This is a genomic window from Mangrovimonas sp. sgz306409, from assembly GCF_059735265.1.
Genome location: NZ_JCAPEU010000003.1, coordinates 211,688 through 237,091, shown reverse-complemented (window position 1 = coordinate 237,091; position 25,404 = coordinate 211,688). Strand labels below are relative to the sequence as shown.

The following is a 25,404-nucleotide window of genomic DNA, read 5'->3' as shown; positions in this document are numbered from 1 at the left end:
CGTGAAAGTCGGTTTTCTTTACCTATCTTTAATCCAAGTAATCCTACAATGGAGGCCTTACACAAACCCCTTCCCAAAACTGATGCCTTAGCCAACCATTACTTGCAGAGTTTTAAAATTATCACCCCTTATGAAACAAATAAATATTGACAACGCCAATCCATCGACCGACTCCCCAGAAATTAAAAAAAAGAAGTCCCATCCGTTTTGGAGATGGTTCTGGCTCACGTTCCTTGTGGTTTCCCTTGCTTATGCATGGTATTCCTTTTATGTACCTTCCAATGATGTGGCCTGGGCAGACAATATGGTCTCAGCAAAGGAACTTGCCAAGGATTCCAACAAGAACATGCTCCTATTTTTCACTGGAGAGTGGTGTGTACCCTGCCGAATTATGAAACGTGAAGTTTTTGCGGATAAAGATGTCATGAAGGCCATCAATTCGCAAGTTGTACCAGTAATGATCAATATCGACGACCCCAATGCAGCCGAAATTGTAAAGCATTATAAAATTGGAGGCACACCGATAACAATTTTTACCGATCCTGAGGGAAAGATACTTGATTACGCGGTTGGAAAGATTGGAAAAACGAAATTCCTTGAAATGCTTAAAAATTTGGAGAAGGTTGACCTCTAAGATATGACAGCTTTTTCACACAAATTTTCTAATAAAAACATATCTTTAACCAAAGAACCAACCCTACCGAAATAATGGGTATAAAAACAATTGTTTTTGTAAAAACTGTTGGCAGTAATTTGAATGAAGAACATTGTAACATACTTTTTATTAGTTTTCCTATTTGGTTGTTCTACAAAACAGAAAGAAAACTTAATTGGAAATTGGTATTCAAACAGTGATAAAAACTATGGATTTTTAGAATTTCAATTTTATAATGACTCGCTTATTATTTATGATAAACTTGGCAAACGGTTCTCTCAATGGGAAGTTAATAAAGGTAAAATTCAGTTAACCCACATAAACGGATTTACTAGTAAAAAGCAATTAACTTATTCTTATAAATTAGATAAATCAAACGAATTACTTAATCTTAAAGTTTTAGGAGACACTATAATTAAACTCCCTGAACTAATTAAAGCCAAAAATATTTATGACTTCTTCCAAAAAAATATCGGTATAAAAATTGATTTACCAATAAAAGAGAATGAGTTAATCTCTTTAAACTCCACTAATAATTTGGTTTTTAATATTTATGCAGGTTTTTTAGATAACAATTTAATTGTAAAAACCGATTTCACATCTGACTTAAAAAACTTAGAAAAAGAAGTAGCTGATTTCAAAGAAAATTCACGAGAAGAATTAAAACCATTCTTTAGATTTAACTTGATTGCTGACAAAAATGTAACTGAATCTCAAATGGACTCAATTAAAGATCGCCTTAACAAAACTTCAATTGAGCGAATTTTTAGAACATACAAAAATAAACAAACCGATTATGAAAATAATTTGAATTGGTTTGGACAAAAAGAATAAAAACTAACACTATATAAAGTATAGGTAATCAACTAGCACAAATTATGATAAAGAACATTTTAAAATTCTTGGGAATGGAAACCTATACAATTCCCATTGATAGTTTTAGAGCACAATTTGGTAACATGATGAATTTAGAATGGAAAACCGTCAAAGTCAAAGACCCACATGGCATGATTTCCTCTTATCAAACCTTTCCAATTAACGAAATAAAAGTAATAGATGATAACGGACAGTCAAAAACGCTAAATGTTAAACCTTCGTTGGAGATGAGGGTAACTGATAAATTAGGAAAAAAATCTGTTTTCTACTTTGATAAAATAATGGTTCAGAATGACACTTTGATCGGGGATCAATCCAGATTTTTATCTTTCATAAAAAAAGAAATTCCTTTATTAGAAATTTCCAAAATTGAAATTCAAGATGGAAAAAAAAGGTATAAATATGTATAGTTATTATTACAGATCAATTTAATTTGACTAAAAATAGAAAATCCATCCCCAATTCCTGGTGTGGATTATGGACTGACAGGAATGAAAAGCAGTTAATAATTCAATCTACAAAAGATGACTCTTATTCTGTGACTGTTTTGGATACATATGGAAACCCATTCCAAATTGATTTACTTGAAAACAAAAAAAGAGACACTAAAAAATTAACAGGACGGTTTTCAAAAGACATAAATGGAATTCCGATTTTACAAATTGAAGCCGGTTCAAATGGAATTGGACCGACATTTAACTTGTACTTTTTGACCACAAAGGATAATGGCAAACTAAAACTAGCCAAAAATTCGGACGATTTAGATAAAATAATTATCAAACCAAGTGTAGGAATAGGACTCTATGACGATTGGGAAGATGACTTAGGTGTTCCATGGGCATTTCCACTAGAAGATTTTAAAAAGAAAAAAGAATAAATAATCCGTAACTTAGGTTATACCAACCGTTGCAAAACATTTGAAAAAATTCATGAACATATTATTAACGGTTGCTATAATTGCATTTTTATGTCTAATTGGATTTTTAATTGTTGGAATTTTTGTTATTCAAGATAAATATGAACCTACTCCTACCCGAAAATTAACTAAAATTTCAAAAAATGAAATAGACACTAGCAACATTGCGAAAATTTTCACAGATACTTTAAGAACATCGGAGTTCTACAATCAAATTATTAATTGGAGCAATAATCTTAATGAAACAACTGATTTTTATAAAGCTGCAAAATTCCCTTCTAAACTTATCACTATTCGAAAATTAAATGGAAACTACATTTTATATGATAGATGTAATGGTTCAGACCCAAGGGTCATTTTGACCAATGGGTCAATATTTATTTATGGACCACTCGAAACTTCTGAAGAAAAAATTGAAAGTATTTCAGTAATTAATGGAGTTTTAATTTTAACTTTCAATAATAACAAATCAAAATTGCTTTTAGAATTATCAGAAATAGAAGATGTTTATAAAGTGACTTTTGAAAACCATTGGTTAGATTGGATCAAGTATTTAACTCCAATTGACAAAGTGAAAAATTTCGATTTACTTGTTAACCATTGTCCTGATAAAATATTAGAAGAGTTTGACGGTTTCGACGATTAAAAACGTTGTACAACACCGTGTATAATTCATTGCTTCCGATTTTCCTCACGGAAATTTTGTTATCCTAGATTCGTTAGAACCAATAAATGATTCATTTTAGACTTTCATGATGGTCATGTAAAAAGAATAGCCATTTAAAAATACAAACTGAACAACAAAGGCCAATTGGAATTTGAACTACTAATTCCAACTGGCCCATAATATTAGTTCAGCAATTCATTGTTGAGTCCTTGTTCTAATACTTTTTTAATGCCTTCCAGATTATCGGTAAAAGCCATCATTTGGGTGAGTACTTGTGCCATTTCGTTTTGGTTTCCAAAGCCTTTGAGCTTGTTGTTTTTCTGAAACGTCACTTTAATACTGTCCCAACGGTCTTGCTCGGTGGTGTTGAGCTCGCCTATGAGTTCTTTGTACTTTAACAGGTTGGCTTCGGCAGCCGAGGTTAAGGTTTGCGACTCACTCTCGTAATGCGATAGCAACAGGCGCTGCAATTCGGCCTCATTCATAATAGGCACTACCTTGCTTACCAGTTTGTTCATATCTCTATACGAGCCTTGCAGTTTAAACGAAGGTTCGGTACGGTATTCGTCTTCCATCGCAGCCGATTTTATATAGGTTTCGTTCACCTTTAACACCGTATTGCGTATGGTAACCACCTTTTCTATCACCGCTACGTACTCTTCTATCTCTTGCGTGGTGTGGTTGCCCTCTAGTTGCACCTCCTGGTTTTTGTTTTCTACCTTATCTAGCAATTTGTACACATCGTCAAAATACTTACTGCTCAATTGCTGCAACACCGGGTTCGATGTCAACGCATTCTCTATTAAACTAAGTTTAAACAAATGTGCGGTATCGCCAATAATGTCACCCAGATTGTAAATATCGGCACGGTTGGCCAACATATCAGGTATACGGAACTTTTCACCGCTTTCGGTATACGGGTTTCCGGCCATAATTACACAAAACTTCTTCCCACGAAGGTCGTAGGTTTTGGGTTTCTCTTTGTACACCCCTTCTATACGACGGGTACCATCGGAAAGCGAAATAAACTTCTGTAAAAACTCCGGATTGCAATGCTGAATATCATCTAAATACAGCATTACATTGTTGCCCATCTCTAAAGCAAGGTTGAGTTTCTTTAACTCTTCGCGTGCCGCAGAATTAGTAGCCGATGCCGGGTCTACCGAGGTTACCTCGTGACCAATAGCGGGACCGTTAATCTTCATAAACACCAAGCCCAAACGGTTGGCCATGTATTCCATCAAGGTTGTTTTTCCGTATCCGGGTGGCGACAGTAATAAGAGCATTCCCATACGGTCGGTACGTTTGTTATCGCCCACCGTTCCCAATTGTTTGGCCAAATTATCGCCAAACAACGGCAAGTATACCTGGTCTATGAGCTTGTTACGCACAAAAGACGTCAATACTCTAGGTTTCAACTCTTGTAATTTCAGTTCGGCTTTCAAAGTTTCGGTGACTTCGTGTTTTGCCTTTTTAAATTCCTGAAATGCCGGCACTGTTTCGGCCACATACGTAGCCAACAAACGCGTAAACGCATGGTAATTGAACGCATACACTCCATCGTTGATGCTGGCATGGTCTCCTTTCAAACCTTCTATCACGGCAGTGGCTGGCGCGTAGGTGTTTTTCTGTACCGCTTTGGTATCAAACAACAAAGTACACACCACCTCATCAGCATACGCTACATCATATTCATTTTGATGCGATTTGATGAAGGAAGTTACCCATTGGCGCACCAAACGAACCTGTGCTTCAAAGTTGCTGAGCTTCTCATAACTGTTTCTAAACTGAAGGTCGGCCTGTTTGCTTTGCAAAGCTTTTAGAAAATCTTCTTTTAGTTTCAAAGCATCGCCACTCACCATAAACGTAGCATCGGTTTTGAGTTCATCAAACAAATAGGTAGCCAGCTCAGCGCTGAGTTCTTCGGCAAACAAACCAGATTTCTCCGAAAAATCGGCTATATAATCTGTAAGCTCTAGCAATAAGAACTCATACTCTCTAGACTCCGGAAAAATGCTGAGTACAGCGCCCGAAGCTTTGAGTAATTCGTCATAATTCTGTTGTACTTCGGTGTCTAAACTATGCCAAAAGAATTGTGCAGCGGCTCTCACCTGCGGATCAAAGCTCAACAAGCCCAATTCGGCATGCTTTTTCACCAAGGTTTCCAAAATAGCAGCCGCATCTACATCGTGCACACCTTTGATATATCCTTCGGAATAATTGCTGCTGCTTTCTTCCTGCACAATCTTTAACAATTCTTCGGAAGTAGCGTTTTCTAACACTTCGGAAGGAATGCTGGTAAACAATTTATACGCCAAATACGCACTACGATACACGTCATTGTTCTCCGAAATATATTCCTGATCCCATAACTGGCGGGAATTTAACAAGGTTTTGTCGGTTACCGTTTCGTAAAAGTCGGTTCCGGTCAAGTGGTACTGCAAACTATTGTTTTTGTACACAATAGTAAGGTCTAACACCTGCTTGTTAACCCCAAACTTATGTTTCCCAAACTTGATGACCTTATCGCCGTCTTCGTACAACTCAAGTTTGTCTTTTAACTTGCGTAAAGCATCTTCACGGGCTACTTTTAGCTTGGTTTCTATTTCTTCGGCCCTTCCGGTATCATCTAATTCTTTTAATTGCTGCACAATATCGCGCAACTTGTTCACCATTAAATCCGAAGCAAAATACCCATTGATCTCGGTATTGCTGCCCAAGCTTTGTGCTCGTTTGTCAACTCCTTTTAAAATACGATCGGCAGCATTTTCTAACGCTAAACTCTTTTTGTTGCGCTTTTCGGCAATGGCGGTTTTTCTACCTTCAAAGGCATTGTACACCTCTTCGCGCTTTTCAATGATCTGCGCAATAAATTCTTCGTAATCGGCAAACTTACCTTCCAGCTCTTCTAACTGAATAGTGATCTTTGTTTGAAATTCATCACACTTTTCCACCGTATCAGCAATATCTAAGTAATTGATGATACTTTGATCGGCCAGTTTTAACTGTGCTACAAAATCGGCTTTGGCTTCTTTGCTGCCCAGTGACTTGCGTTTGTTTTTAATGCCCGCCTTTAACTGATTTAAAGTGGCGAAAATCAACGAAATATTGTCAATAATCTTGGTAGAATGCGAAGTATCTTCAATAGAAAGATTGGAAACAATGTCGATTAACATCTCCAGATCATTCGCAATCTGATTCACCTCTTCTTCCAGCTTTTTAGCATCGATTACTTTGTGAATTTCGGCTAAGTGCTGTTCTTTTTCGGCTACTCTTTCATGATACGGTGCCAAAGCTTTGTCGTCAAGCAAAAACTGCACACAACGCTCTGATATTTTTTGGGTATGTGTGGCAATTTCTTCCTCTATCCCTTTGATAAATTGGGTGTCTACATACCTGATCTCGTACAAACCAATGGCTTCGCCACGCAATGTTCGCAATTGGTTGAGCAACAACACAAAATCGTCAATCGATTTAAAGGAAGTGCTTTTTACCTTGCCAAAAACAGCATCGGCTTTGCCTTGCAATACTTCGGTTTCTTTTCCGGCAGTCTTCTTTAATTGTACCACTTTGGCAAACTCATCAATGGCGGCATTCGCTGCTTTGTTGATCTCTGCTAGTGGCAGTTGTAATTGCTGAGTTTCTTCCTCAGTTAACCAATAATAGGCATCTAAAATGTCTTTGGAAAGCTTCGCAATGTCTGCATACAATCCGCTATAGGAATCTTCTTTGCTCAACAAGTTGATCAACTCCTGAGACTCGGCCATAGCACGCACAATATCCTTGTTCCCTATCTTGTACAACAAGGCATCTTGATGCTGAGACGGCATAATATCTCCTTTTAAGAAAGGTGTTTGCCAAATCTGCATCATGTGGTGTTTGGTTTGCTCTTCTTCCTGTTTAAAGTAGCACAATTCGCCATTCCCATGAATGGTAAAACCATTACAAATGATAGGTGTTTGCACGGTTTGCTCAATGACGTTGTATTGCATGAGGACATAAGTACCCAAAGCAGCTCCGTAGAACACAAACAGGTAATCTTCCCCATTCGGCGAAGCAATGCGTTTTAAAAACTTCAGGTTATCAGTATCGCTATCAAAAACCTGGTATTCTCCGGTTTGTAAATAATAGCCATTCGGGAAAATAATCCCCTGTTCGTCCGGTAATAAGATGGCGGCTTCCTTGATGCTCTCAATCTTTTGCACCTCTTTGATCTTGTGATTGTACACAAAATAGCGTGGTGCCTCCTGAAAGGGTTTGATCTCTAACGCTATCAGGTTTCCTAAGTCTGCATAACGGAATTGTCCGTCATCCAGAGTTTGGTCTACCATTTCAACGGGTTCGGAATAAATCCCTTGTCCGTCGTTAGTATTGTCTTCCACCTTAATGGTAAGATCGCCACCAATGGTTTCTACAAAAACCTTATCTAAAATGGAAACATGGGCATGTTCTCCGTAGCGCTGGTTATCGCGGCCTGCTTCTAACCATTTAAATTCGTGCTGCGCAGGATATTTTACCTCATGGTCGCTTCGGCTGTCAATATATTGCAATTGCCCGTCTTTGATCAACCATTTAAACGCTTTAATGTCGGTAACACTATCGCTTAGCTGAAAGACCATGTACAAGTAATTCCCAATCACTGAAAATCTGGTAAAGATGGTATTACGATAGTACTTATAAAGATTCGTAAAGTCGTCAATAAAAGTTTCATCCTGTAGCAACGCCAAATCAACCGTTTTGAATTGCTGGTTTTGGTATTGGTAGATACTAAACACATCAGACAGCGTAATTTCGGTACGTAACCCAAAATGAACGTTGTATCCAAAAATGCAATATTCCTCTATGGTTACAATATCACGAGCAATACAATTGTTTTCTGTATTGATCCGATTGTTGGCCAAAAGTTTGGTTTCTAATGATCCAAAAACCTCTTTCCGAGCTTCATTCAACCCCTGTAAGCGTAGCTGAAGATCCTGCTTTTGCTTCTGCAAACGGCCCTGAATTATTTCATAGGTTCCTCCATCAAGCTCCTGACTAACAGATTGTTTTTTGTTTTCTTCTTGCATACGTTTAATTTGAAAGGAATGTCTGAAAACTTAATAGCTTTCTTAATTTAAAAACTTAAAAAAAATGTTACTCCCGACGTTAAGGCCAGAGGTAACATTATTTATTATGCCTTGTTACTATTTTAAATATTTTTGTTTAAGGTCTCCAACAACCTTATTAGACATTCCTAGCCCCTGAGCAAGATTAAAGAGATTATTAAACATTGTATGCTCTTGTTCATCATTAGATTTTCTCTTTAAATCCATTAATAAATTGGCTAGGGTTAAATTCTTGATATCCTCTGAAGAAATACCATATTTAACAGAAAACTCTTTCACTTTTTCTATTAAATTTCCTTGGATATCATCACTCCCTAGAATAGAATCTTTCACTTGCTGAATGTTACTACTGTTCTGCACCAATCTGTCGATTCCCTTACCTCTGGTAATTTGCCCAACAATTTGATCGAAGAACATAGTTTCTCCACCAACAATATCAATTTTCGAGTTTTTCAAGGCATCGCTCAACACCAAGGCTTGTGCGTCTGCAATTTCTTTCTGAATATTGATATTTGCCAAGTCCACCTGTAATTCTTTGTCTAAACGCAGTTTGAACTCTTCGTGCTCTTTTCCTACGCCGTCCAGTTTCTTCATGGCAGCAGCTTTCTCTTCTATTCCAACAGCATCGGCCAAGGCTTTGTCTTTAATCACTTCGGCTTGTGCCTTTCCTTCTTTCAATTCGGCTTGTGCTTTCGCTTCGATACCCGCAGCTTCAGCTTTTGCTTTCTTCTCAATAATAGATGCATCCACAATTCCCTGACGTTCGCTTGCATCTGCTTTTGCATGCATTACCTGTGCTTCAGACATACCAATGATGGCTTCTTCTTTTGCTTTGGCTTCTGCCAATGTTTTGCGTGCTTCAGCTTCTTTCTCGCTAGCCTCTTTACGCGCCAATGCTTCAATGTTTATTTCTTCTGCACGTTGTTTGGCAGCTTCTTTCTTAGCTTCCGCTTCTTTGATCGTTTTGATCAATTCTTCCTGCGCTTTCGCTTCAGCATTGGTAATCTTCACTTTCTTATCACGGTCGGCCGTTTTGAAAGCTTCAATATCTTTCATGCTTTCTTGCTCTTCAACCACACCTTTTTCTAACATCACGCGGTCTCTAATCACATCTTGAATGTTTTTCTTCTCTACCTCCACGACTTTCTCTTTCTCTATCTGAGCCAGTGTTACCACGCGTTCTCTTTCGGTAGCTTCCAACAATCTGTCTTTTTCTACGCGCTCGTTTTCAATAGCATTGGTGCGTTCCTTGTTTTTAGCTGCCACAATTATTTGGCGTTGCATGTTTTCTTCGGCTACTTTTACTTTTTCTTCAGTAGCAATTCTCGCAGATTCTGATTTTAAACGCTCTTCTTCGGCAACTTTCAATGTTTCTGCTTCTTCACGTGCTTTGATGTTGGCAATTTCACGTTTTTGTTGCTCTTCTTTTTCTGCCAATTGCTTGTCTAAAGCCAGAATAGCTTCGCGTGCTTCAACATCTTGCTTGCGAATGGTTTTCTCTTCATCGCGTTTGATCAGGTTGGCTTTTACATTTTGATTCGCCGTAAGCTCCGTGATCTTTTTGATACCTTCTGCATCTAAAATATTATCTGCTTTTAAGTGCGACATAGGTGTTTGCTCTAAAAAGTCAATAGCACAGTCCTCTAAGGTATAGCCATTTAAGTCGGTTCCAATAATGTCTACGATTTCGTCACGGAATTCACGACGTGCTTCGTACAACTCTATAAAATCAAACTTCTTCCCTACAGTTTTTAAAGCTTCCGAGAATTTAGCTTCGAAGAGGTCTTCTAAGGTTTCTATACGAGACGCTCTGGCAACTCCGATGGTTTGCGCTACTTTCTTTATAAAATTAACATCGTTGTTGACTCTAACGAAGAAAGCAACCTTAATATCGGCACGCATGTTATCTTTACAGATCAACCCTTCTTGTGATAAACGTTCTATCTGAATCTTCTTTACAGAAATATCCATTACTTCCACTCTGTGGAAAACCGGTACTACATACAACCCTTTGTCGGTTGCTACTTTGGTACCTCCAAAACCGGTACGAACCAAAGCTTGCCCTTGATGTACCTTTTTGTAAAACATTGCGATAATAGCAAAATATACTACCATCAAAAAAAGAACAAGCCCTAAGCCCATTCCAATAATTGATAAAATCTCTCCCATTGGTTAATTAAATTGATTTAGTTGTTATATGCCTGAACAAGAAAGGAGTTCTTGTCATTGGCTTGATTGATAATTAAAATTTTTTGTTGGTATTGCAAAGGTGATCCATCCAATGATTTTACGTAAATATTATACGAATCCCCATTGATAAAAACTTCGGCATTCCCCATGCGCTCTCCAGAAATACTAGACAACATGGTTCCAGTTCTACCCAAATACTCTACTGCTTTATCGCCGTCTTTGTTTAGATTTTTGAAGAAACCTTTAAAAGGGGTTGTAAAAATCTTAGTCACAAACAGCGAAGGAATCATAGCTCCCAGCATGACTACAAAGCCAAAAGCATTCTCGTAACTACCGGTAAGTTTTGTTATGAGTACCGTAACGAACCACCAGATAAATATCCAGGCGGTAAAGGTGAACATAAAAGGGAGCCCGACAAAGTTGAAATAGATCAGCACAATTTGCCACCATTTTAATGGCTGCCTTCTGTTACCTACCACCTGTTCCTTGTCTACCTCTGCATTTGCAATATCCTGGAAATCCATATTACCACCTTCTATGCCTGTATCGGCGTCCACATCAACATCTAAATCAATGTCGACGTCTACATCGTAGTCAAAGTCGATACCGCTGACCATGGTTAAAACCCAATAGACGATCAGCAATAGCATAAGGATGGTAAGCGTAATATTTACCTCTGAAAATATGATATGGCCTATGTTACTCAAGGTTACTCCTGTTTATTAAGTCCTAATTGTTGTTTTAATTTTTCTAAGTCGTCTGATGCTTTTGCTTCCGTAGAATCTACCGCTGCATTTAGTTCATCGTCTACAGATTTAGATGTATTTGCAATATCGCCATAGGCTTCTGCCAAGGCTTCTTCCTGGGCTACTTTTTCTTTCATACGCTCTAGCATAGAAACCGTACTACTGCTATCAATTTCCGCCATTTGCTTGTTCAGATTTTTGGTAGCGCTAGAAACTTTAACCCTAGCTTTTAGCGTACGCAATTCGTTTTCCCAATTGCTAATATTGCTTTTAATTCTTTGAATATTTTGTTCTAACTGGGCAATAGAATCTTCAAACTTATCGCTATCCGCTTTTGCTCTGGTAGCCTGCTGCTCTGATTCTTGTTTCTTAATCAAAGCTTGCTGAGCCAAACGATCCGCTTCTGGTGCTTCCATTTCTCCTTTTTCGGCTTTCTTTAAAATTAAAATGGCTTTGCTTTGGTAATCAACCGCTTTATCGTTGTATTCTTCATATTCATTTTTGGAACGGATTGACATGGCTTTCACCTGTGCCAGGGCTTCCAGACTTTTATCTAAGTCTTGTTTCATATCGCGGATGCCCTGCTCTGTCATTTTGATAGGGTCTTCCATTTTATCTAAAGCTGCATTTGTTTCAGCTTCTCCAATTTTAAATAGTCTTTTAAATAGGTTCATATGGAATGGTTTTAATAGTTTTTAATATTTTGAAAATTCAATAATTTTTTCGGAATATTCACTCATCAACAAACTCAAGGAGTTCAAAGAGCCTTCCAGCTCATTTAAATCCAAATTTTCGATTTGCAAAGTGTCTCTGAATATTACACGCCTACCGCTATCATCCAAGCAAAAGGCACCGTGGATTGTGTCTCTATTTTTCTGTAATAGATTTCTAAAAACCTTTTCATTTTGGTTGCTTATATTGAATATAAACTGTTCCAAAATCAAGATTGGGGGTGCTACTCCAATAATCAGGTTTTTTATTCCAAAAGTTTCTTTTTGAACAACAAGAACGCCTTCTTCTAGACTCTGGTGGGTAATGGTAAAATTTAATTCTAGTAAAAAATCTTTTGTGATTTGAAAATAGTCCTTCATTAATAAATTTAGTTTTAGTTGGTTACAATATACTACCAAAATAACTGAAACGCTTATTGGCCTGCAAATTATTTTGGCAAAAAAATATCACAATACAATTGCTTTTAAAAATTATATCTTGATAGTTTAACCTGGAAAGATTACAATCATGACAACTCAAAAAACAAGAATACTTTAATATTTATTTGTATATTAGCTAATATTGTTAGATAAATTTACAAATATTTTTTTATTAAGCAAATAAAATTAGCTAAATATGTCGCATTTTGGTAAAAATATTAGGAAAATAAGAAATATTAAAAATATGAGTCAGCAAGCATTCGCTGACCTTTTTGAGCTAAAACGTGCAACATTAGGCGCTTACGAAGAAGAACGCAGTGAACCCAAAATTGACACCTTAATCAAAATAGCTAATTATTTTAGCATAAGCATAGATGATCTGCTAACAAAAGAACTCACAGTCAACAATTTACTTAAATTCAAAGAAGACATACCTTTTGGAAGCGAAGAGAAAAACATAGAGAAAACAACCAATATCCCTTACCTAACAGATCATAGTATTAAGGACTTTATTAGTTACCATGAAGATGACACTTTTTTAAAACAGCTCCCCACGATACAACTCCCAATTTCAACAAAGAAAAAACTTCTAGGATTCGTGGTACAAAATTTGGAAATGACCAACTACAATCAAGGATTATACCCTAAAGACATTGTTATTGGTGAGTTAGTCCACAAAAGCAACTACAAATCAATACCCGACAACAGTATTGTTTTAGCATTAACAGACCATAAATTGTTACTACGACGATTACAACATTCAGACAATCGTCTAATTTTTAAAGCAGACCACAATAATATAGAAGATATAACCTACGAAATTTCTGATTTAAAGGAAATCTATAAAATCAATTACCATTTCCACCAACTAACTTCAGAAAACCATCAACAAATAAGCACTTTAAATATAAAGACTAAATTAAATTTCCTAGAACAGGAACTCTTAAGGATCAAAGATCAAATGCCGTAGAATTCCCACGTGCTAATTTAGAGCTAATCCTTCCCATAGTTCTTATGCATTTGTAAAATTATAATTCAAAAATCAATTCAATTGGACTTTACACTGTCAAACTAAAAACCTTCTTCTAGACATAGATAAAGATAATAATATAGAAATCTGACTCACAATTGAACCAAAGAATTGGCTTTAAAACCAAACACATCACCATGTACTTCATTGTTTCTGATTTTCCTTGCGGAAAACTACTCATTACAATATAATATACATTCACCAATAATTTACATACCCCCATAGACTCTTAAAATTCCCCTAAACACTTAGTATTCTCTGAAAACTTCCGCATCTTTGCCACAAATAAGGCATTGTGAATTTTAAAGACAAAGAACTCATTATCTTCGACTTTGATGGCACGCTCATCAATAGCATTCCAGATCTTACCTTGGCAATCAATAAAATGTTATCACACTACAATTTATTGCCATTAACCATAAAACAGGTAACGCCTTTTGTAGGCAATGGCGCCAAACCCTTAGTACGTAGATCTCTGGAACTTTCCATGCAAAACAACAGTATTTCGGAGGCGCTTATGGAGGAAGCTTTTGATATTTATTTTTCAGCTTATAAGCAAGACACTTGTGTCGATACCTTTATGTATCCAGGAGTCCTAGACACCTTAAACTATCTAGATAAAAATGGTTACCATATGGTAATCTGCACCAATAAACCGTTGGATTTTATCGAACCTATTTTGGATAAATTAAAAATCAAACAGTTCTTCAAATATTGGATTGGAGAAAATTCATTGCCTCTTAAAAAACCCAATGCGGCTCCCCTACTTCATTTGGTCGACACCATGAATACAACTATAGAAAAGTCTATTATGGTGGGTGACTCCAAAAACGATATTCTTGCGGCGCAAAATGCCAAGATGGAAAATATCGGTCTGAGCTATGGGTACAACTACAACGAAAATATTGCAGATTACAACCCTACCCTTGTAGTGGATCAATTCTCTGAGCTCCAAAAACTGTTTTAGCATGAGCAAAATTTACAATGTTGGTATTATTGGAGGAGGCATTTCTGGAGTGGTTACTGCGTTGGAATTGGCAAATTATGGCGTAGATAGCATTTTGTTTGAACAGCAGAGCAGTGTGGTTAACGGCCCTCCGTTTTGCCATTTGCATGCGGGTGGAAATCTGTATCCGGAGATTTCCGACGAGCAGTGCAAGATACTCATGAAACAGTCGATAGAGATGGCACGTTTGTTTCCACAATCCATTGACGAAAGACCAACATTTATAAGCATTCCTAAGTCAGAAAAACAAGATATTGGCAACATTTTGGAACGCCTTGATATGTTGGTGACCTATTACCAAACATTAATAAAAGAAGACCCCGAAAATGAAATCCTAGGAGCTCCAAAAGACTACTACAAACTTTATAATGAAGAAGATTTAACGGCATTATTCAAGGAACCAACCATAGAACGTCCAAGTTCTCCTGACGAATGGATGTGCAATGCCATTAAATTAATTGATTACAAAAAATTAAAAACACCTGTAATCCTGGTTCAGGAATATGGCTGGAACCTTTTCAGGTTGGCAGCTCAAGCGCAATTAGCCTTGAAAAAATCTGAGCAATGTAGCCTAAAAACAAATACCTCTGTTACCAAAATTAAAGATCTCCGAAATCATAAGTTGGACTATAATTGGGAGATTTATACGCACGACGCAGTTTACAAAGTCAAATATTTAGTCAATTCAAGCGGTTTTAATACTGGAAAATTTGATGAATCATTACGAATTAACACGAAACGTCTTATTGAATTTAAAGCTGCTTATGTTTCAAAATGGCAGCCCATCTCTGGTTTAATTCCTGAACTCATTTTTCATGGAGAACGCGGCACTCCAAATGGGATGGCCCAACTTACTCCCTATTGTGATGATTATTATCAAATTCACGGGATGACCAAGGACATTACACTGTTCGAAAATGGATTGGTACAGTCAAAAGATAATGGAGCGCAGCCTGAATTTAATGATGACATTAAGGAAAAATTAAAGAACGGTTGGGAAGACAATGAAATTAAAAACAGAACAAAAAAAGCAATTGATTTTGTTGCCAAATTTGTACCTTCTTTTGAATCTGCCACTCTTGGTGGACCGCCTTTGTACGGAGCTCAGCAAATTTCTGGGGACGATCCAAGTTTAAGGGTTGGTGAGGTTAGTTTCCCCAGTAAATCCTATGCGCGAAGCGAAATCATCAAAGCCTCTTCTGCCCTAACGGTTGCTAATCAAATCATCCATAAAATTCAAGAGGAAGAAATAATTCCTCCCATCCAAACCAAACTAGAGCAAAACGCCTTATTGGATAGTATCTCTATAGATGAAATTAATGACTTCGCTAGCGAATTGGTCATTCAACGTGGATACCCGGAAGCCCTATCCAGATTGCTTATTGAAAAAAAATAGCCGCAGTACACTCACTATTCACGGCTTACCCATAATTACACAGAGTGTCATAATACCTTTTGTCTTCATTCTTAATTTAAGATAAAAAAGTTCAGTATTTTCACACAAAATAAGAACGATTGGATGAACCTAATCGGTCTTTAATCAACCTGAAAAACCAAACTTGATGATTAAGACAAAATTGAACACTATAATCAAATTACTTTCAGTAGGCTTTCTTGCTATTTCTTTTTCAAATTGTACGGCGGATAAGCCTTCCGAAATAACAACTCCCGAAAAACATCTTAAACTTTGGTACGATAAGCCCGCAAAACTTTGGGAGGAGGCTTTACCTATTGGGAACGGAAGAATTGGCGCCATGGTTTATGGCAAAACCAACCAAGAGGTCATTCAGTTTAATGAAGAAACTGTTTGGGCCGGGGGGCCTGGAAACAATATACTCCCAGAGATTAAGGAACACTTACCCAAAATTCGTCAGCTCATTTTTGAAGGCAAATATAAGGAAGCTCAAGATTTGGCAAATACCTATTTGCCACGTCGAGCAAGTAAGGGAACCAACTATGGTATGTGCTATCAGCCAGTGGGCAATTTGCAAATAACCTTACCTGACAGCACAAATATTACCGATTATTACAGAGATTTAGACATCTCAAATGCCGTGTCTACCGTAAAATACACCGCCAACGGTATCAACTATCAAAGAAAGGTCATCGCATCCCTTGAAGATGATATTATTGCAGTTGAAATATCTTCCAACACCCCTTCTAGCATTTCTTGTATCCTTTCGGTTAATAGCCCTCATGAAAATCAGAATTTAGAAGTGAACAGCAATGCCTTATGCTTGCGAGGCATCAGTAGTGATTACGAAAACAAAAAAGGGAGTGTAAAATTCACATCCATAGTTAAGCCAAAGCTTTTTGGAGGAAAGCTCACTTCAACGGACAGTTCATTGGTTATTTCCAATGCCGACAAACTAATAATTTACTTATCGGTAGCTACCAATTTCAAGTCCTACAATGACCTCACAGAGGATGCCGATTTAAAAGCTTCCAAATTATTAGAAACAGCCTATAAAAAAGAATTTGTTGAGTTACAAAAAGCGCATACAACCGCGTACAAAAACTATTTTGACCGGGTTGAAATTGATCTTGGGACAACAGATTCCATCAACAATCCAACAGATGTACGTTTAGAGCAGTTTAACACTTCTAATGATCCTCAATTAGTTGCATTGTACTATCAATTTGGACGCTATCTTTTAATTTCAAGTTCACAACCAGGAACCCAGGCTGCCAACCTTCAAGGACTTTGGAACAACAAAATAAAACCGCCATGGGATAGCAAATACACTGTCAACATCAATACAGAGATGAACTATTGGCCTGCCGAACCAACCAACCTTTCGGAAATGCACAGCCCATTGTTCGACCTTATTGGGGATATTTCAAAAACTGGCGTAGAATCAGCCTCAAAAATTTACGGCGCTAGAGGTTGGAACATCCACCATAATACCGACATATGGCGAATATCTGGAGTTGTAGATGGGGGTTATTACGGCTTATGGCCAATGGGAGGTGCTTGGTTGAGTCAACATCTTTGGTACCATTACCTGTTTACAGGAGATAAAGATTTTTTGAAAGAGAATTACCAAATTTTAAAAGGGATCTCATTATTCTATAAAGATATCTTGGTTGAAGAACCCAAAAATAAATGGTTGGTGGTTTGTCCATCTATGTCTCCGGAAAATTCCCACCATGAAAAAACTACCATTGCAGGTGGGACCACTATGGACAATCAGCTGGTTAATGATGTCTTCAACAATGTTATTGAGGCTTCCAAAAACCTAGGGATTGACAAAACATATGCCGACAGTTTAAGTTCAATACTACCCAAATTAGCTCCTATGCAAGTGGGTAATTGGGGGCAACTTCAAGAATGGATGGAGGATTGGGACCAGGAAGGCGATAAACACCGCCATGTATCTCATTTATATGGTCTATTTCCATCCAACCAAATATCACCTTTTAGAACGCCTAATTTGTTTACTGCAGCCAAAACCTCATTACTAGCGCGCGGCGATAAATCTACAGGATGGTCCATGGGCTGGAAAGTCAACCTTTGGGCGCGATTATTGGACGGAAATCATGCGTTGAAATTAATCAAGGACCAACTAAAACCATCCATACAAGATGATGGAAGTCACGAAGGAGGCACTTATCCCAACTTATTTGATGCCCACCCACCTTTTCAAATTGATGGCAATTTTGGCTGCACCTCAGGGATTACCGAAATGTTATTGCAGAGTCACGATGGAGCTATCCATCTACTTCCGGCTTTACCTGACACATGGAAAGAAGGCTCCATTAAGGGCCTAAAAACATATGGAGGGTTTACTGTGGATATAAATTGGAAAAATGGAACACTAGCCAATGCAACGATAAAATCCACATTGGGCGGTAATTGCCGTATTCGTTCCTATGTTCCTTTAAAAGGTGAAAATATTACAGAAGCGAATGGAGATAACCCTAATCCATATTTTAGGGTTAGACCAACCCTAAGCCCTTTAATACATTCAACCAAAGGCATGGAAACTTCTGAAGTGAAAGTCTATGAATATGATATTATTACAAATCCTGAAGAGATTATTAATCTCAGTTTAGAATGATGAACTATTCATAACACGAAGGTCTTTAAAACCCTGTTATTTTTTCCCAAGCTTGGTAGGAATGACAAAAAACGGAATGTTCAAATGAAAACCTATTTGGTTAATGGTTGATTTAAAAAATAGGTTTTCAAAAAACGAGTGCTTGTTATTTAGCATCACCAATAAATTTACTCTAACCTTTAGTTGAAAATTTGTGATGGCTTCTTGCACCGTTTCATTTTGTACACTGTGGAATACATATGCCGAATGCTTAAAATAGCGTTCCAATTTCTGTTTATTCTGTTCCTGAAACTCCGACAAGCCATTTCCCTTTACCACGTGCAAAATATTGACCCTCGCAACATTCTTTCCTATTAAGTCCAAAAGGGGTTGTATGTGCTCAGCCTGATAGTCAATTCCATAATCTGTTGGGAATAAGATTTCATGAGGAGATTCATAAGTAAAAGTCTCAGGCACGGCAATGATTGGACATTTCACTTTTTTAAATACAAACACCGTATTGGATCCAAAAAGCACTTCCCTAGCACCTGTAGCGCCTTTTGTCCCCATCACTACATAGTCTATAGATTTATCCTTTACCTCTTCATTGACCTGCTCTACCAAGGTGTTAAAAATAGAAATGGTTTCTATGGAATGTTTAGGGTTGTTGAATTCCGTTTGCATCCTTTCCTTCAAACTTTCCAAATGCTTCAGGGAATTTTCTTTAAAAGAATCCAATACCCCATCGGGTTCGGGGACTACCAAAAGGTATTCTACTTGATATACCGCAGGCGCATAGGTATTTAACAAGAAAAAAGTACATTCCTCATTTTTGAACAATTGCAGTGCATATTTTATGGCATTCCAAGAGTTTTCGGAAAAATCTGTTGGTAAAAGTATTTTTTTCATGACTACATAATTTTAGAACTTTTTAAAAGACCGTAGATATACTCTCAACTGTTCCTTAGCTCCTCCCTTAAATAGTGACTATGCCATAAGCTGTATTCAGCAAAAAAAGGCCGACCAAGAACAAAAGGATATAAAAAACCTGTACCAGTTTTATATTTAAAAACTCCAGCCAATCTACCGTAGGCTTAGGAAAAATGAATAAAGCCAATCCAATGAACAAAGAGGCCCAACCAATTAGGGTAATGATGAGTTTCTCGTTCATTTCCCAAATGTTGTGAAACAGAATATTGAGCAATCCCACCAATATGGCAATAAAAGCGGTGAGGATAAGAAATTTTTCATTCCTTAAATCCTTAAATATTTGCCGTATACGTTTTGGGTTAAAACTTAATACAAAGAAGAAAATGATGAGATACCATCCCCAAAATTTAGTTAAAAAAACTGAAGTGTCCATTGTATGTTAGTTTTTGTGTTAGCACCCCAAAAACCTGTTTTATCATGATAACACATTATCCTCACTAAGCTATAAATAAACTAGTTAACATAAAATGATATTTATCAATGTAAGGGAATTTATCTCCCAGTTTTCAATGCACAACATCCTAATAATCTGAGAAATATCATAGTAAAATTTGTTGTACAAACGTATCTTTATTCCTATCGTCCGTAATAAGGACATTTGCAATGCAACGTATTTCTTTTTAAATTAATCATACCTAGCAGCAAAAGGTTTAAACACAACATGTTTACTTTTAAAAACTTTAATATCGCCGATTGGTTTTCTTTCTACCGAATCATCAGTTCCCCATTGCTTTTAGCGCTGATCTGGTTAGATTTAAGATTGGTGTTTTCTTGGTTATTGCTTGTAAGCTACCTCACAGATGCCATTGACGGTCAATTGGCTCGAAAATTGAAAATAACCAGTCCAAGGGGTTCCCAGTTGGACTCAATTGGCGACCAACTTACCCTAATTGTTGGTTTATTGGGGCTACTGTATTTTGAAACTGATTTTATCAAAACCAACCTTACCCTAATTCTAATTGCATTTCTCCCCTTTATTCTCCAAATGTTCATAGCCTATTACAAATATGGCAAAGCCACAGCATTTCATACCTATTTGGCAAAACTGTCTGCAGTGGTACAGAGTGTATTCATTCTCTGGTCCTTATTTTTTAGTCCAGTGTATGCGCTTTTTTACATCATGTTGATTATTGGCATCTTGGAAACTATAGAAGAAATCACCCTTATTTTTATGTACGACAATTGGGCCTCGGATGTTAAAGGAATTTATTGGGCCTTACGGGACAAACGGCGTTTAGAAAACAAACAATAGAAGGGTCATGAAAAGTTATTCATTGTTTTCAATATTACTTTTATGCCTCGCTTTATTGCTTGTTGATGCTTTGGCCTTTTACTGGCTACAATCCATTACCAGTCTTTTTAATTCTTCCATTTTAAAAATTACAGTAAATGTTTTGTTCTGGTGTTTTTCTATTGGTTTGGTAGTGGGCATCATTATCTTAAAAGTCATTTTGGACGATATCAATCCCAGAAGAAAGCACCTACTCATTTCTTCTTTGTACGGACTCACCGTGTCCTCCTTTATTCCCAAAATAGTCTTTGTAATTATTATCTCAATTCTCTTTTATGCCAATCAAGCTTTTTCTGAAACCGAATCGGCAGTCATTATTCCAATTGTAGGACTTTTAGCTGGCTTGCTTCCTTTTGCCGTGATTCTCTACGGAATTTTCAAAGCGGTTTATCGCTTTAAAATCATTCACCATAAATTACATTTCAAGAAGCTTCCTGAAGCTTTTCATGGATTAAAAATTGTCCAAATTTCTGATCTGCACATTGGCAGTTTCAACTATAAATATGATATCCTAGAAAAAGCGGTCAAACTCATCAACGACCTTCATCCCGATGTGATTGTTTTTACGGGTGACCTTGTCAATAACTATGCTTGGGAACTGATTGGATGGGATAAAGTGCTAAATAAACTAAAGGCTACCAAGGGTAAATATGCTGTGCTGGGCAATCACGACTATGGCGATTATTCCAAATGGGACAATGACAAGGACAAAGAAGAAAATTTTGAGGGTATACTGAATTTTTTCAAAAAAATTGACTTCACATTACTTATGGATGAGTCTGAAAATCTAGAAACCAACAACCAAAGTATTGCCATAATTGGCGTGCAAAATTGGGGCACGCCTCCTTTTAAACAATATGGCGATTTACAAAAGGCAATGAAAAACACAGAGCACATTCCTTTTAAGATTCTACTCTCGCACAATCCCACCCATTGGAGTGAAGAGGTTTTGGATAATACGGATATTGCTTTAACCCTGTCGGGTCACACCCATGGTATGCAATTCGGGGTCAATTACAAAAACAAAACTTGGAGTCCCATAAAATACAAGTACAAACATTGGGAAGGCCTGTACATGCACCATGAGCAATTTTTATACGTCAACAAAGGTTTAGGCTGGCTAGGATTCCCAGGAAGATTAGGCATGCGCCCCGAAATTACTTGGTTTGAATTATATAGCAAATAACATTAAGTGATACATTTTAAGAAAAATAATTTTGTTACCGCCTTACTTAATCGTAATATTGCAATGAAACAATTAAAGAGCTTATGGGCATCACCAAAACCGAAATATTTACCGATTACCAAAACCAAATAGCCCTATTGGCAAAAGCGTTTGGTCACCCTGCAAGAGTGGCAATTCTAGAACATTTGTTCAAAATTGATGCTTGTGCCTGTGGTGATTTGGTTGAAGAAATTGGCTTGGCGCAACCAACCATTTCACAACATTTAAAAGAACTCAAACAACTTGGCTTGATTAAGGGAAATATTGAAGGCACCAGTGTGTGCTATTGCATTCACAAAGAAAATTGGACGGAGATGAAAACCCTTCTCTCTGAATTCCTCAACAAGGACATACCAAAAACGGATTGTTGCTAAAATTCAAACATGTTTAATTGCAGCTTTGCTAAAAACCTATAGATATGAAACTATCAGAAGTAAAAAAACATTTGGAACAGTTGGAAACTCTAGCGTTCCAATTACCAAACGGAACCTTGGTTCCTGAACATTTCCACGTAACGGAAATAGGCAAAATCACGAAGCATTTTATCGATTGTGGTGGAACTGTGAGACAGGAAGAAGTCATCAACTTCCAGCTTTGGAATGCCAACGATTACAATCACCGTTTGCATCCAGAAAAACTCGTGCACATTATAGAACTTTCAGAAAAGACCCTTGGCCTTAATGATGCCGAAATTGAAGTGGAATACCAAGGAGAGACCATTCAAAAATTTGGGTTGGATTTTGACGGCACTAACTTCCAACTTACCACAAAACAAACAGATTGTTTGGCAAAAGACAACTGTGGCATCCCTGCCCAAAAACCAAAAGTAAAACTATCAGACCTTCAAAACGCTTGTTGCACACCCAATAGCGGTTGTTGTTAAAGACCATTCAAAATATGTCATTATTTAAAAGTATAGAGGAGTTCATCTCCACCCTAAATGTGAATTCAATTTCGGAAGAACGCAAAGAAATCCTTCAGCCTCTTGTGGATTATATTCAACAAAAAGTAGCACAGAAAAACGATATCCGTATCAATTTTATTTGCACCCACAATTCAAGAAGAAGTCACTTATCGCAAGTTTGGGCACAAACCATGGCCTGCCATTTTGGGATCAAACAAGTGTTTTGTTATTCGGGAGGTACAGAAGCCACGGCCTTATTTCCTATGGCTGCGCAAACCCTTCAGAACACAGGATTTGAAATTGCCAGATTATCCGAAGGCACCAATCCCGTTTACAGTATAAAATATGCTAAAAACGCCCACCCAATCATTGGTTTTTCAAAAAAAATGGATGATGAATTCAATCCAAAATCTGAATTTGCAGCCATTATGACCTGTGATTCCGCCAACGAAGCCTGCCCTATTGTTCCTGGTGCAGAACAACGCATTCCAATTATGTTTAAAGACCCAAAAGCCTTCGACAACACACCTCAGCAAGCTGAAAAATACAGCGAACGCAGCACACAAATCGCTACTGAACTCTTTTATGTATTCTCAAAAATCCAAACTAACTAATGGCTACAAAAAAATTAAGTTTTCTAGACCGTAATCTTACGCTATGGATTTTCGTTGCCATGGCAATTGGTATTGGTTTGGGATATTTTATCCCTTCCTTTCCAGATTACATCAACTCATTTAACCAAGGCACTACCAACATTCCCATTGCCATCGGGTTGATTTTAATGATGTATCCTCCTTTGGCAAAAGTGAACTACGCCTTGTTGCCACAAGTGTTCAAAAACAAGAAAATCCTATCCATTTCATTGGTGCTCAACTGGATTGTAGGCCCAATATTAATGTTCGTTTTGGCCATTATTTTCCTTAGGGATTATCCAGAATATATGGTGGGATTGATCCTCATTGGTTTGGCGCGTTGTATTGCCATGGTGTTGGTTTGGAACGACCTTGCCGAAGGTAGTAGCGAATATGGTGCAGGATTGGTAGCGCTCAACAGCATTTTCCAAGTCTTTGCCTATAGCTTTTACGCTTGGATTTTTATCACCATACTTCCTCCCTATTTTGGATTTGAAGGCGCTATAGTAGATATTTCCATTGGAACCATTGCCGAAAGTGTGGCTATTTACCTTGGAATTCCTTTCCTAATGGGGATTTTAAGCCGATTGATTTTAGTCAAACTGAAAGATGAAGCATGGTATATGAATACTTTTATACCTAAAATCTCTCCAATGACACTTATTGCCTTATTGTTTACCATTGTGATCATGTTCTCCCTAAAAGGGGAATTGATAGTTGAAATACCAATGGATGTGCTCATTATTGCCATTCCGTTATTGATCTATTTCGGATTAATGTTCATCATTGGATTTTTCGTTACCAAATCCATGGGTGCCGAATATGACAAAACTGCCTCAGTAGCCTTTACCGCAGCGGGAAACAATTTTGAATTGGCCATAGCCGTTGCCATTGCCGTATTTGGATTGAATTCTGGGCAGGCCTTTGCAGGCGTTATTGGTCCCCTGGTTGAAGTACCAGCTCTGATTTTATTGGTAAAAGTTGCCTTTTGGTTGAAAGACAAATACTATATAAAGGCCAAAGCCTAGTATATTTTCAGAAACCTATTGAAAGAAAAAATGCCCTTATTCAGGGCATTTTTTCTTTTCAACTAAACTTGCTTCCACTATTCCATAGGAGTTACCGTTACTTGAATAAAATCGGCAATTTCTGGATAGGTAAATCCGTCGTCCACCATTCTCACAACACCATGTTCATCTTCTCCAGTATTCGGAGCCGATTGTCTAGGTGCCTGGTTAGGTCCAATCCCTGGTTCTTCATTTACTTCTGTTCCCGCATCCCAAAGCGACAAATACATGCTCACATCTCCACTAATGGGCATTTTGTTATCATCAAACAAAGCGATTCCCATAGCCTCTGGTGCAATAAAAATATCGTTGGACTGGGCATACATCGTTACAAAGTTCAAATAATCATTGTGTTTGGCCGTTACATAAAATTCATAAGAATTTCCTGGTGTAATAGGACTCGGCATATCAGCTCCCATAGGGGTATTAAACACCCCAAAAGATCGTAAATCCGGGTTGGCCGCATTGCTTAAACTTTCATGTAACATACTTGGGTTACCATCCTCGGCAATACCCTCTACACCTTCCCCATAATCAGCTTCCCAAGCCATGAATAAAGGCATGGTGTTTTTCTTTTGAACCACAAACACCCCAGGAGAAAGCACCGTTGGGTAGGTTGTTTCGGCGCCAATGTTCGCAATGGTTACCTTAAAAGTGGTAAACGCATTGTTTTCATTAGCCTTTCTAGCGGCTTCTTCAGAAGTCCCTGCCTCACTGGCCATGGCTTCTGTTTCATTTGTACAGGCCGTAAACATTAAGGCCATAAACGCGATCATACATAATACTGTTCTCATAATAATTGATTTTAATTGTTGACTACACAAACCTACTCGCCAAGTATCACAATCCTATAACAAGGTTGTAAAGGATGTGTCACATTTTTATACAGTGCTTCTTTAAATTCACCTTTATC

The 25,404-nt window shown here is 37.5% G+C and carries 23 protein-coding genes; 15 read left to right on the top strand and 8 right to left on the bottom strand.

What is annotated here, in order from left to right; all coding sequences use genetic code 11:
- The first annotated feature begins 130 nt into the window (after window positions 1-130).
- The 5 genes from AC6I5C_RS06795 (at window position 131) to AC6I5C_RS06775 (ending at window position 3,093) form a co-directional block, all read left to right on the top strand.
- Window positions 131-634 carry a thioredoxin family protein gene (locus tag AC6I5C_RS06795; RefSeq protein WP_497904505.1) on the top strand — a complete coding sequence of 168 codons (504 nt, stop codon included), beginning with the start codon at window positions 131-133 and terminating at the stop codon, window positions 632-634.
- 123 nt (window positions 635-757) lie between these two features.
- Window positions 758-1,489, top strand: coding sequence for a hypothetical protein (locus tag AC6I5C_RS06790; RefSeq protein ID WP_497904504.1), 732 nt, complete (start codon window positions 758-760; stop codon window positions 1,487-1,489).
- Window positions 1,490-1,563: 74 nt separating this feature from the next.
- Window positions 1,564-1,941: a hypothetical protein gene (locus tag AC6I5C_RS06785; protein ID WP_497904503.1), complete on the top strand. Its 378-nt coding sequence runs from the start codon at window positions 1,564-1,566 to the stop codon at window positions 1,939-1,941.
- Between the two features lie 23 nt (window positions 1,942-1,964).
- The gene (locus AC6I5C_RS06780; protein WP_497904502.1) at window positions 1,965-2,408 is read left to right on the top strand and encodes a hypothetical protein; all 444 of its coding nucleotides are present in this window, start codon (window positions 1,965-1,967) and stop codon (window positions 2,406-2,408) included.
- Between the two features lie 52 nt (window positions 2,409-2,460).
- Window positions 2,461-3,093, top strand: a complete 633-nt coding sequence (locus AC6I5C_RS06775; protein ID WP_497904501.1) for a hypothetical protein — start codon at window positions 2,461-2,463, stop codon at window positions 3,091-3,093.
- A gap of 203 nt (window positions 3,094-3,296) precedes the next feature.
- Here the strand turns inward: AC6I5C_RS06775 and AC6I5C_RS06770 are convergent, their stop codons facing one another.
- The 5 genes from AC6I5C_RS06770 to AC6I5C_RS06750 all read right to left on the bottom strand — a co-directional run bounded on the left by AC6I5C_RS06770 (window position 3,297) and on the right by AC6I5C_RS06750 (window position 12,246).
- Window positions 3,297-8,180: a DNA repair ATPase gene (locus tag AC6I5C_RS06770; RefSeq protein WP_497904500.1), complete on the bottom strand. Its 4,884-nt coding sequence runs from the start codon at window positions 8,178-8,180 to the stop codon at window positions 3,297-3,299.
- A 117-nt stretch (window positions 8,181-8,297) separates the two neighbouring features.
- Window positions 8,298-10,388, bottom strand: a complete 2,091-nt coding sequence (locus tag AC6I5C_RS06765; RefSeq protein WP_497904499.1) for a flotillin family protein — start codon at window positions 10,386-10,388, stop codon at window positions 8,298-8,300.
- Between the two features lie 17 nt (window positions 10,389-10,405).
- On the bottom strand, window positions 10,406-11,059 hold the full coding sequence (locus AC6I5C_RS06760; protein ID WP_497904678.1) for a hypothetical protein: 654 nt from the start codon (window positions 11,057-11,059) through the stop codon (window positions 10,406-10,408).
- A 59-nt stretch (window positions 11,060-11,118) separates the two neighbouring features.
- Entirely contained in the window at window positions 11,119-11,829 is a 711-nt protein-coding gene (locus AC6I5C_RS06755; RefSeq protein ID WP_497904498.1) for a PspA/IM30 family protein, read from the bottom strand.
- A 21-nt stretch (window positions 11,830-11,850) separates the two neighbouring features.
- Entirely contained in the window at window positions 11,851-12,246 is a 396-nt protein-coding gene (locus tag AC6I5C_RS06750) for a YbjN domain-containing protein (protein ID WP_497904497.1), read from the bottom strand.
- Window positions 12,247-12,502: 256 nt separating this feature from the next.
- On the opposite strand from AC6I5C_RS06750, the gene AC6I5C_RS06745 reads away from it, so the two are divergent.
- The 4 genes from AC6I5C_RS06745 to AC6I5C_RS06730 all read left to right on the top strand — a co-directional run bounded on the left by AC6I5C_RS06745 (window position 12,503) and on the right by AC6I5C_RS06730 (window position 18,403).
- Window positions 12,503-13,276 (top strand): helix-turn-helix domain-containing protein, encoded by a 774-nt coding sequence (locus AC6I5C_RS06745; RefSeq protein WP_497904496.1) that lies wholly within the window; start codon window positions 12,503-12,505, stop codon window positions 13,274-13,276.
- Between the two features lie 355 nt (window positions 13,277-13,631).
- A complete protein-coding gene (locus AC6I5C_RS06740; RefSeq protein WP_497904495.1) occupies window positions 13,632-14,303 on the top strand; it encodes a phosphoglycolate phosphatase in 672 nt (223 codons plus the stop codon).
- 1 nt (window position 14,304) lies between these two features.
- On the top strand, window positions 14,305-15,738 hold the full coding sequence (locus tag AC6I5C_RS06735) for an FAD-dependent monooxygenase (protein ID WP_497904494.1): 1,434 nt from the start codon (window positions 14,305-14,307) through the stop codon (window positions 15,736-15,738).
- 166 nt (window positions 15,739-15,904) lie between these two features.
- Window positions 15,905-18,403, top strand: a complete 2,499-nt coding sequence (locus AC6I5C_RS06730) for a glycoside hydrolase family 95 protein (protein WP_497904493.1) — start codon at window positions 15,905-15,907, stop codon at window positions 18,401-18,403.
- 36 nt (window positions 18,404-18,439) lie between these two features.
- Here the strand turns inward: AC6I5C_RS06730 and AC6I5C_RS06725 are convergent, their stop codons facing one another.
- Together AC6I5C_RS06725 and AC6I5C_RS06720 are read right to left on the bottom strand one after the other, a co-directional pair.
- Window positions 18,440-19,291 (bottom strand): universal stress protein, encoded by an 852-nt coding sequence (locus tag AC6I5C_RS06725; RefSeq protein WP_497904492.1) that lies wholly within the window; start codon window positions 19,289-19,291, stop codon window positions 18,440-18,442.
- A 67-nt stretch (window positions 19,292-19,358) separates the two neighbouring features.
- The gene (locus AC6I5C_RS06720) at window positions 19,359-19,745 is read right to left on the bottom strand and encodes a hypothetical protein (protein WP_497904491.1); all 387 of its coding nucleotides are present in this window, start codon (window positions 19,743-19,745) and stop codon (window positions 19,359-19,361) included.
- 288 nt (window positions 19,746-20,033) lie between these two features.
- On the opposite strand from AC6I5C_RS06720, the gene AC6I5C_RS06715 reads away from it, so the two are divergent.
- The 6 genes from AC6I5C_RS06715 to arsB all read left to right on the top strand — a co-directional run bounded on the left by AC6I5C_RS06715 (window position 20,034) and on the right by arsB (window position 24,452).
- A complete protein-coding gene (locus AC6I5C_RS06715; protein ID WP_053978549.1) occupies window positions 20,034-20,624 on the top strand; it encodes a CDP-alcohol phosphatidyltransferase family protein in 591 nt (196 codons plus the stop codon).
- A 7-nt stretch (window positions 20,625-20,631) separates the two neighbouring features.
- Complete coding sequence (locus AC6I5C_RS06710) at window positions 20,632-21,849, top strand: metallophosphoesterase (protein ID WP_497904490.1); 1,218 nt, start codon at window positions 20,632-20,634, stop codon at window positions 21,847-21,849.
- 83 nt (window positions 21,850-21,932) lie between these two features.
- Complete coding sequence (locus AC6I5C_RS06705) at window positions 21,933-22,262, top strand: ArsR/SmtB family transcription factor (RefSeq protein WP_053978545.1); 330 nt, start codon at window positions 21,933-21,935, stop codon at window positions 22,260-22,262.
- A gap of 44 nt (window positions 22,263-22,306) precedes the next feature.
- On the top strand, window positions 22,307-22,771 hold the full coding sequence (locus AC6I5C_RS06700; protein WP_497904489.1) for a DUF6428 family protein: 465 nt from the start codon (window positions 22,307-22,309) through the stop codon (window positions 22,769-22,771).
- 14 nt (window positions 22,772-22,785) lie between these two features.
- On the top strand, window positions 22,786-23,406 hold the full coding sequence (locus AC6I5C_RS06695; protein ID WP_497904488.1) for an arsenate-mycothiol transferase ArsC: 621 nt from the start codon (window positions 22,786-22,788) through the stop codon (window positions 23,404-23,406).
- The gene (gene arsB, locus AC6I5C_RS06690) at window positions 23,406-24,452 is read left to right on the top strand and encodes an ACR3 family arsenite efflux transporter (RefSeq protein ID WP_497904487.1); all 1,047 of its coding nucleotides are present in this window, start codon (window positions 23,406-23,408) and stop codon (window positions 24,450-24,452) included. Before AC6I5C_RS06695 ends, arsB begins: the two co-directional genes overlap by 1 nt.
- 77 nt (window positions 24,453-24,529) lie before the next feature.
- Here the strand turns inward: arsB and AC6I5C_RS06685 are convergent, their stop codons facing one another.
- Entirely contained in the window at window positions 24,530-25,285 is a 756-nt protein-coding gene (locus AC6I5C_RS06685) for a spondin domain-containing protein (protein WP_497904486.1), read from the bottom strand.
- Window positions 25,286-25,404: the final 119 nt, after the last annotated feature.

Coding starts and splice junctions, on each gene's coding strand:
- AC6I5C_RS06775 (WP_497904501.1), top strand. CDS start 2,461: ATGAACATATTATTAACGGTTGCTATAATTGCATTTTTATGTCTAATT.
- arsB (WP_497904487.1), top strand. CDS start 23,406: ATGGCTACAAAAAAATTAAGTTTTCTAGACCGTAATCTTACGCTATGG.
- AC6I5C_RS06745 (WP_497904496.1), top strand. CDS start 12,503: ATGTCGCATTTTGGTAAAAATATTAGGAAAATAAGAAATATTAAAAAT.
- AC6I5C_RS06795 (WP_497904505.1), top strand. CDS start 131: ATGAAACAAATAAATATTGACAACGCCAATCCATCGACCGACTCCCCA.
- AC6I5C_RS06750 (WP_497904497.1), bottom strand. CDS start 12,246: ATGAAGGACTATTTTCAAATCACAAAAGATTTTTTACTAGAATTAAAT.
- AC6I5C_RS06735 (WP_497904494.1), top strand. CDS start 14,305: ATGAGCAAAATTTACAATGTTGGTATTATTGGAGGAGGCATTTCTGGA.
- AC6I5C_RS06765 (WP_497904499.1), bottom strand. CDS start 10,388: ATGGGAGAGATTTTATCAATTATTGGAATGGGCTTAGGGCTTGTTCTT.
- AC6I5C_RS06730 (WP_497904493.1), top strand. CDS start 15,905: ATGATTAAGACAAAATTGAACACTATAATCAAATTACTTTCAGTAGGC.
- AC6I5C_RS06695 (WP_497904488.1), top strand. CDS start 22,786: ATGTCATTATTTAAAAGTATAGAGGAGTTCATCTCCACCCTAAATGTG.
- AC6I5C_RS06720 (WP_497904491.1), bottom strand. CDS start 19,745: ATGGACACTTCAGTTTTTTTAACTAAATTTTGGGGATGGTATCTCATC.
- AC6I5C_RS06700 (WP_497904489.1), top strand. CDS start 22,307: ATGAAACTATCAGAAGTAAAAAAACATTTGGAACAGTTGGAAACTCTA.
- AC6I5C_RS06725 (WP_497904492.1), bottom strand. CDS start 19,291: ATGAAAAAAATACTTTTACCAACAGATTTTTCCGAAAACTCTTGGAAT.
- AC6I5C_RS06785 (WP_497904503.1), top strand. CDS start 1,564: ATGGAAACCTATACAATTCCCATTGATAGTTTTAGAGCACAATTTGGT.
- AC6I5C_RS06760 (WP_497904678.1), bottom strand. CDS start 11,059: ATGCTATTGCTGATCGTCTATTGGGTTTTAACCATGGTCAGCGGTATC.
- AC6I5C_RS06755 (WP_497904498.1), bottom strand. CDS start 11,829: ATGAACCTATTTAAAAGACTATTTAAAATTGGAGAAGCTGAAACAAAT.
- AC6I5C_RS06790 (WP_497904504.1), top strand. CDS start 758: ATGAAGAACATTGTAACATACTTTTTATTAGTTTTCCTATTTGGTTGT.
- AC6I5C_RS06705 (WP_053978545.1), top strand. CDS start 21,933: ATGGGCATCACCAAAACCGAAATATTTACCGATTACCAAAACCAAATA.
- AC6I5C_RS06770 (WP_497904500.1), bottom strand. CDS start 8,180: ATGCAAGAAGAAAACAAAAAACAATCTGTTAGTCAGGAGCTTGATGGA.
- AC6I5C_RS06685 (WP_497904486.1), bottom strand. CDS start 25,285: ATGAGAACAGTATTATGTATGATCGCGTTTATGGCCTTAATGTTTACG.
- AC6I5C_RS06715 (WP_053978549.1), top strand. CDS start 20,034: ATGTTTACTTTTAAAAACTTTAATATCGCCGATTGGTTTTCTTTCTAC.
- AC6I5C_RS06710 (WP_497904490.1), top strand. CDS start 20,632: ATGAAAAGTTATTCATTGTTTTCAATATTACTTTTATGCCTCGCTTTA.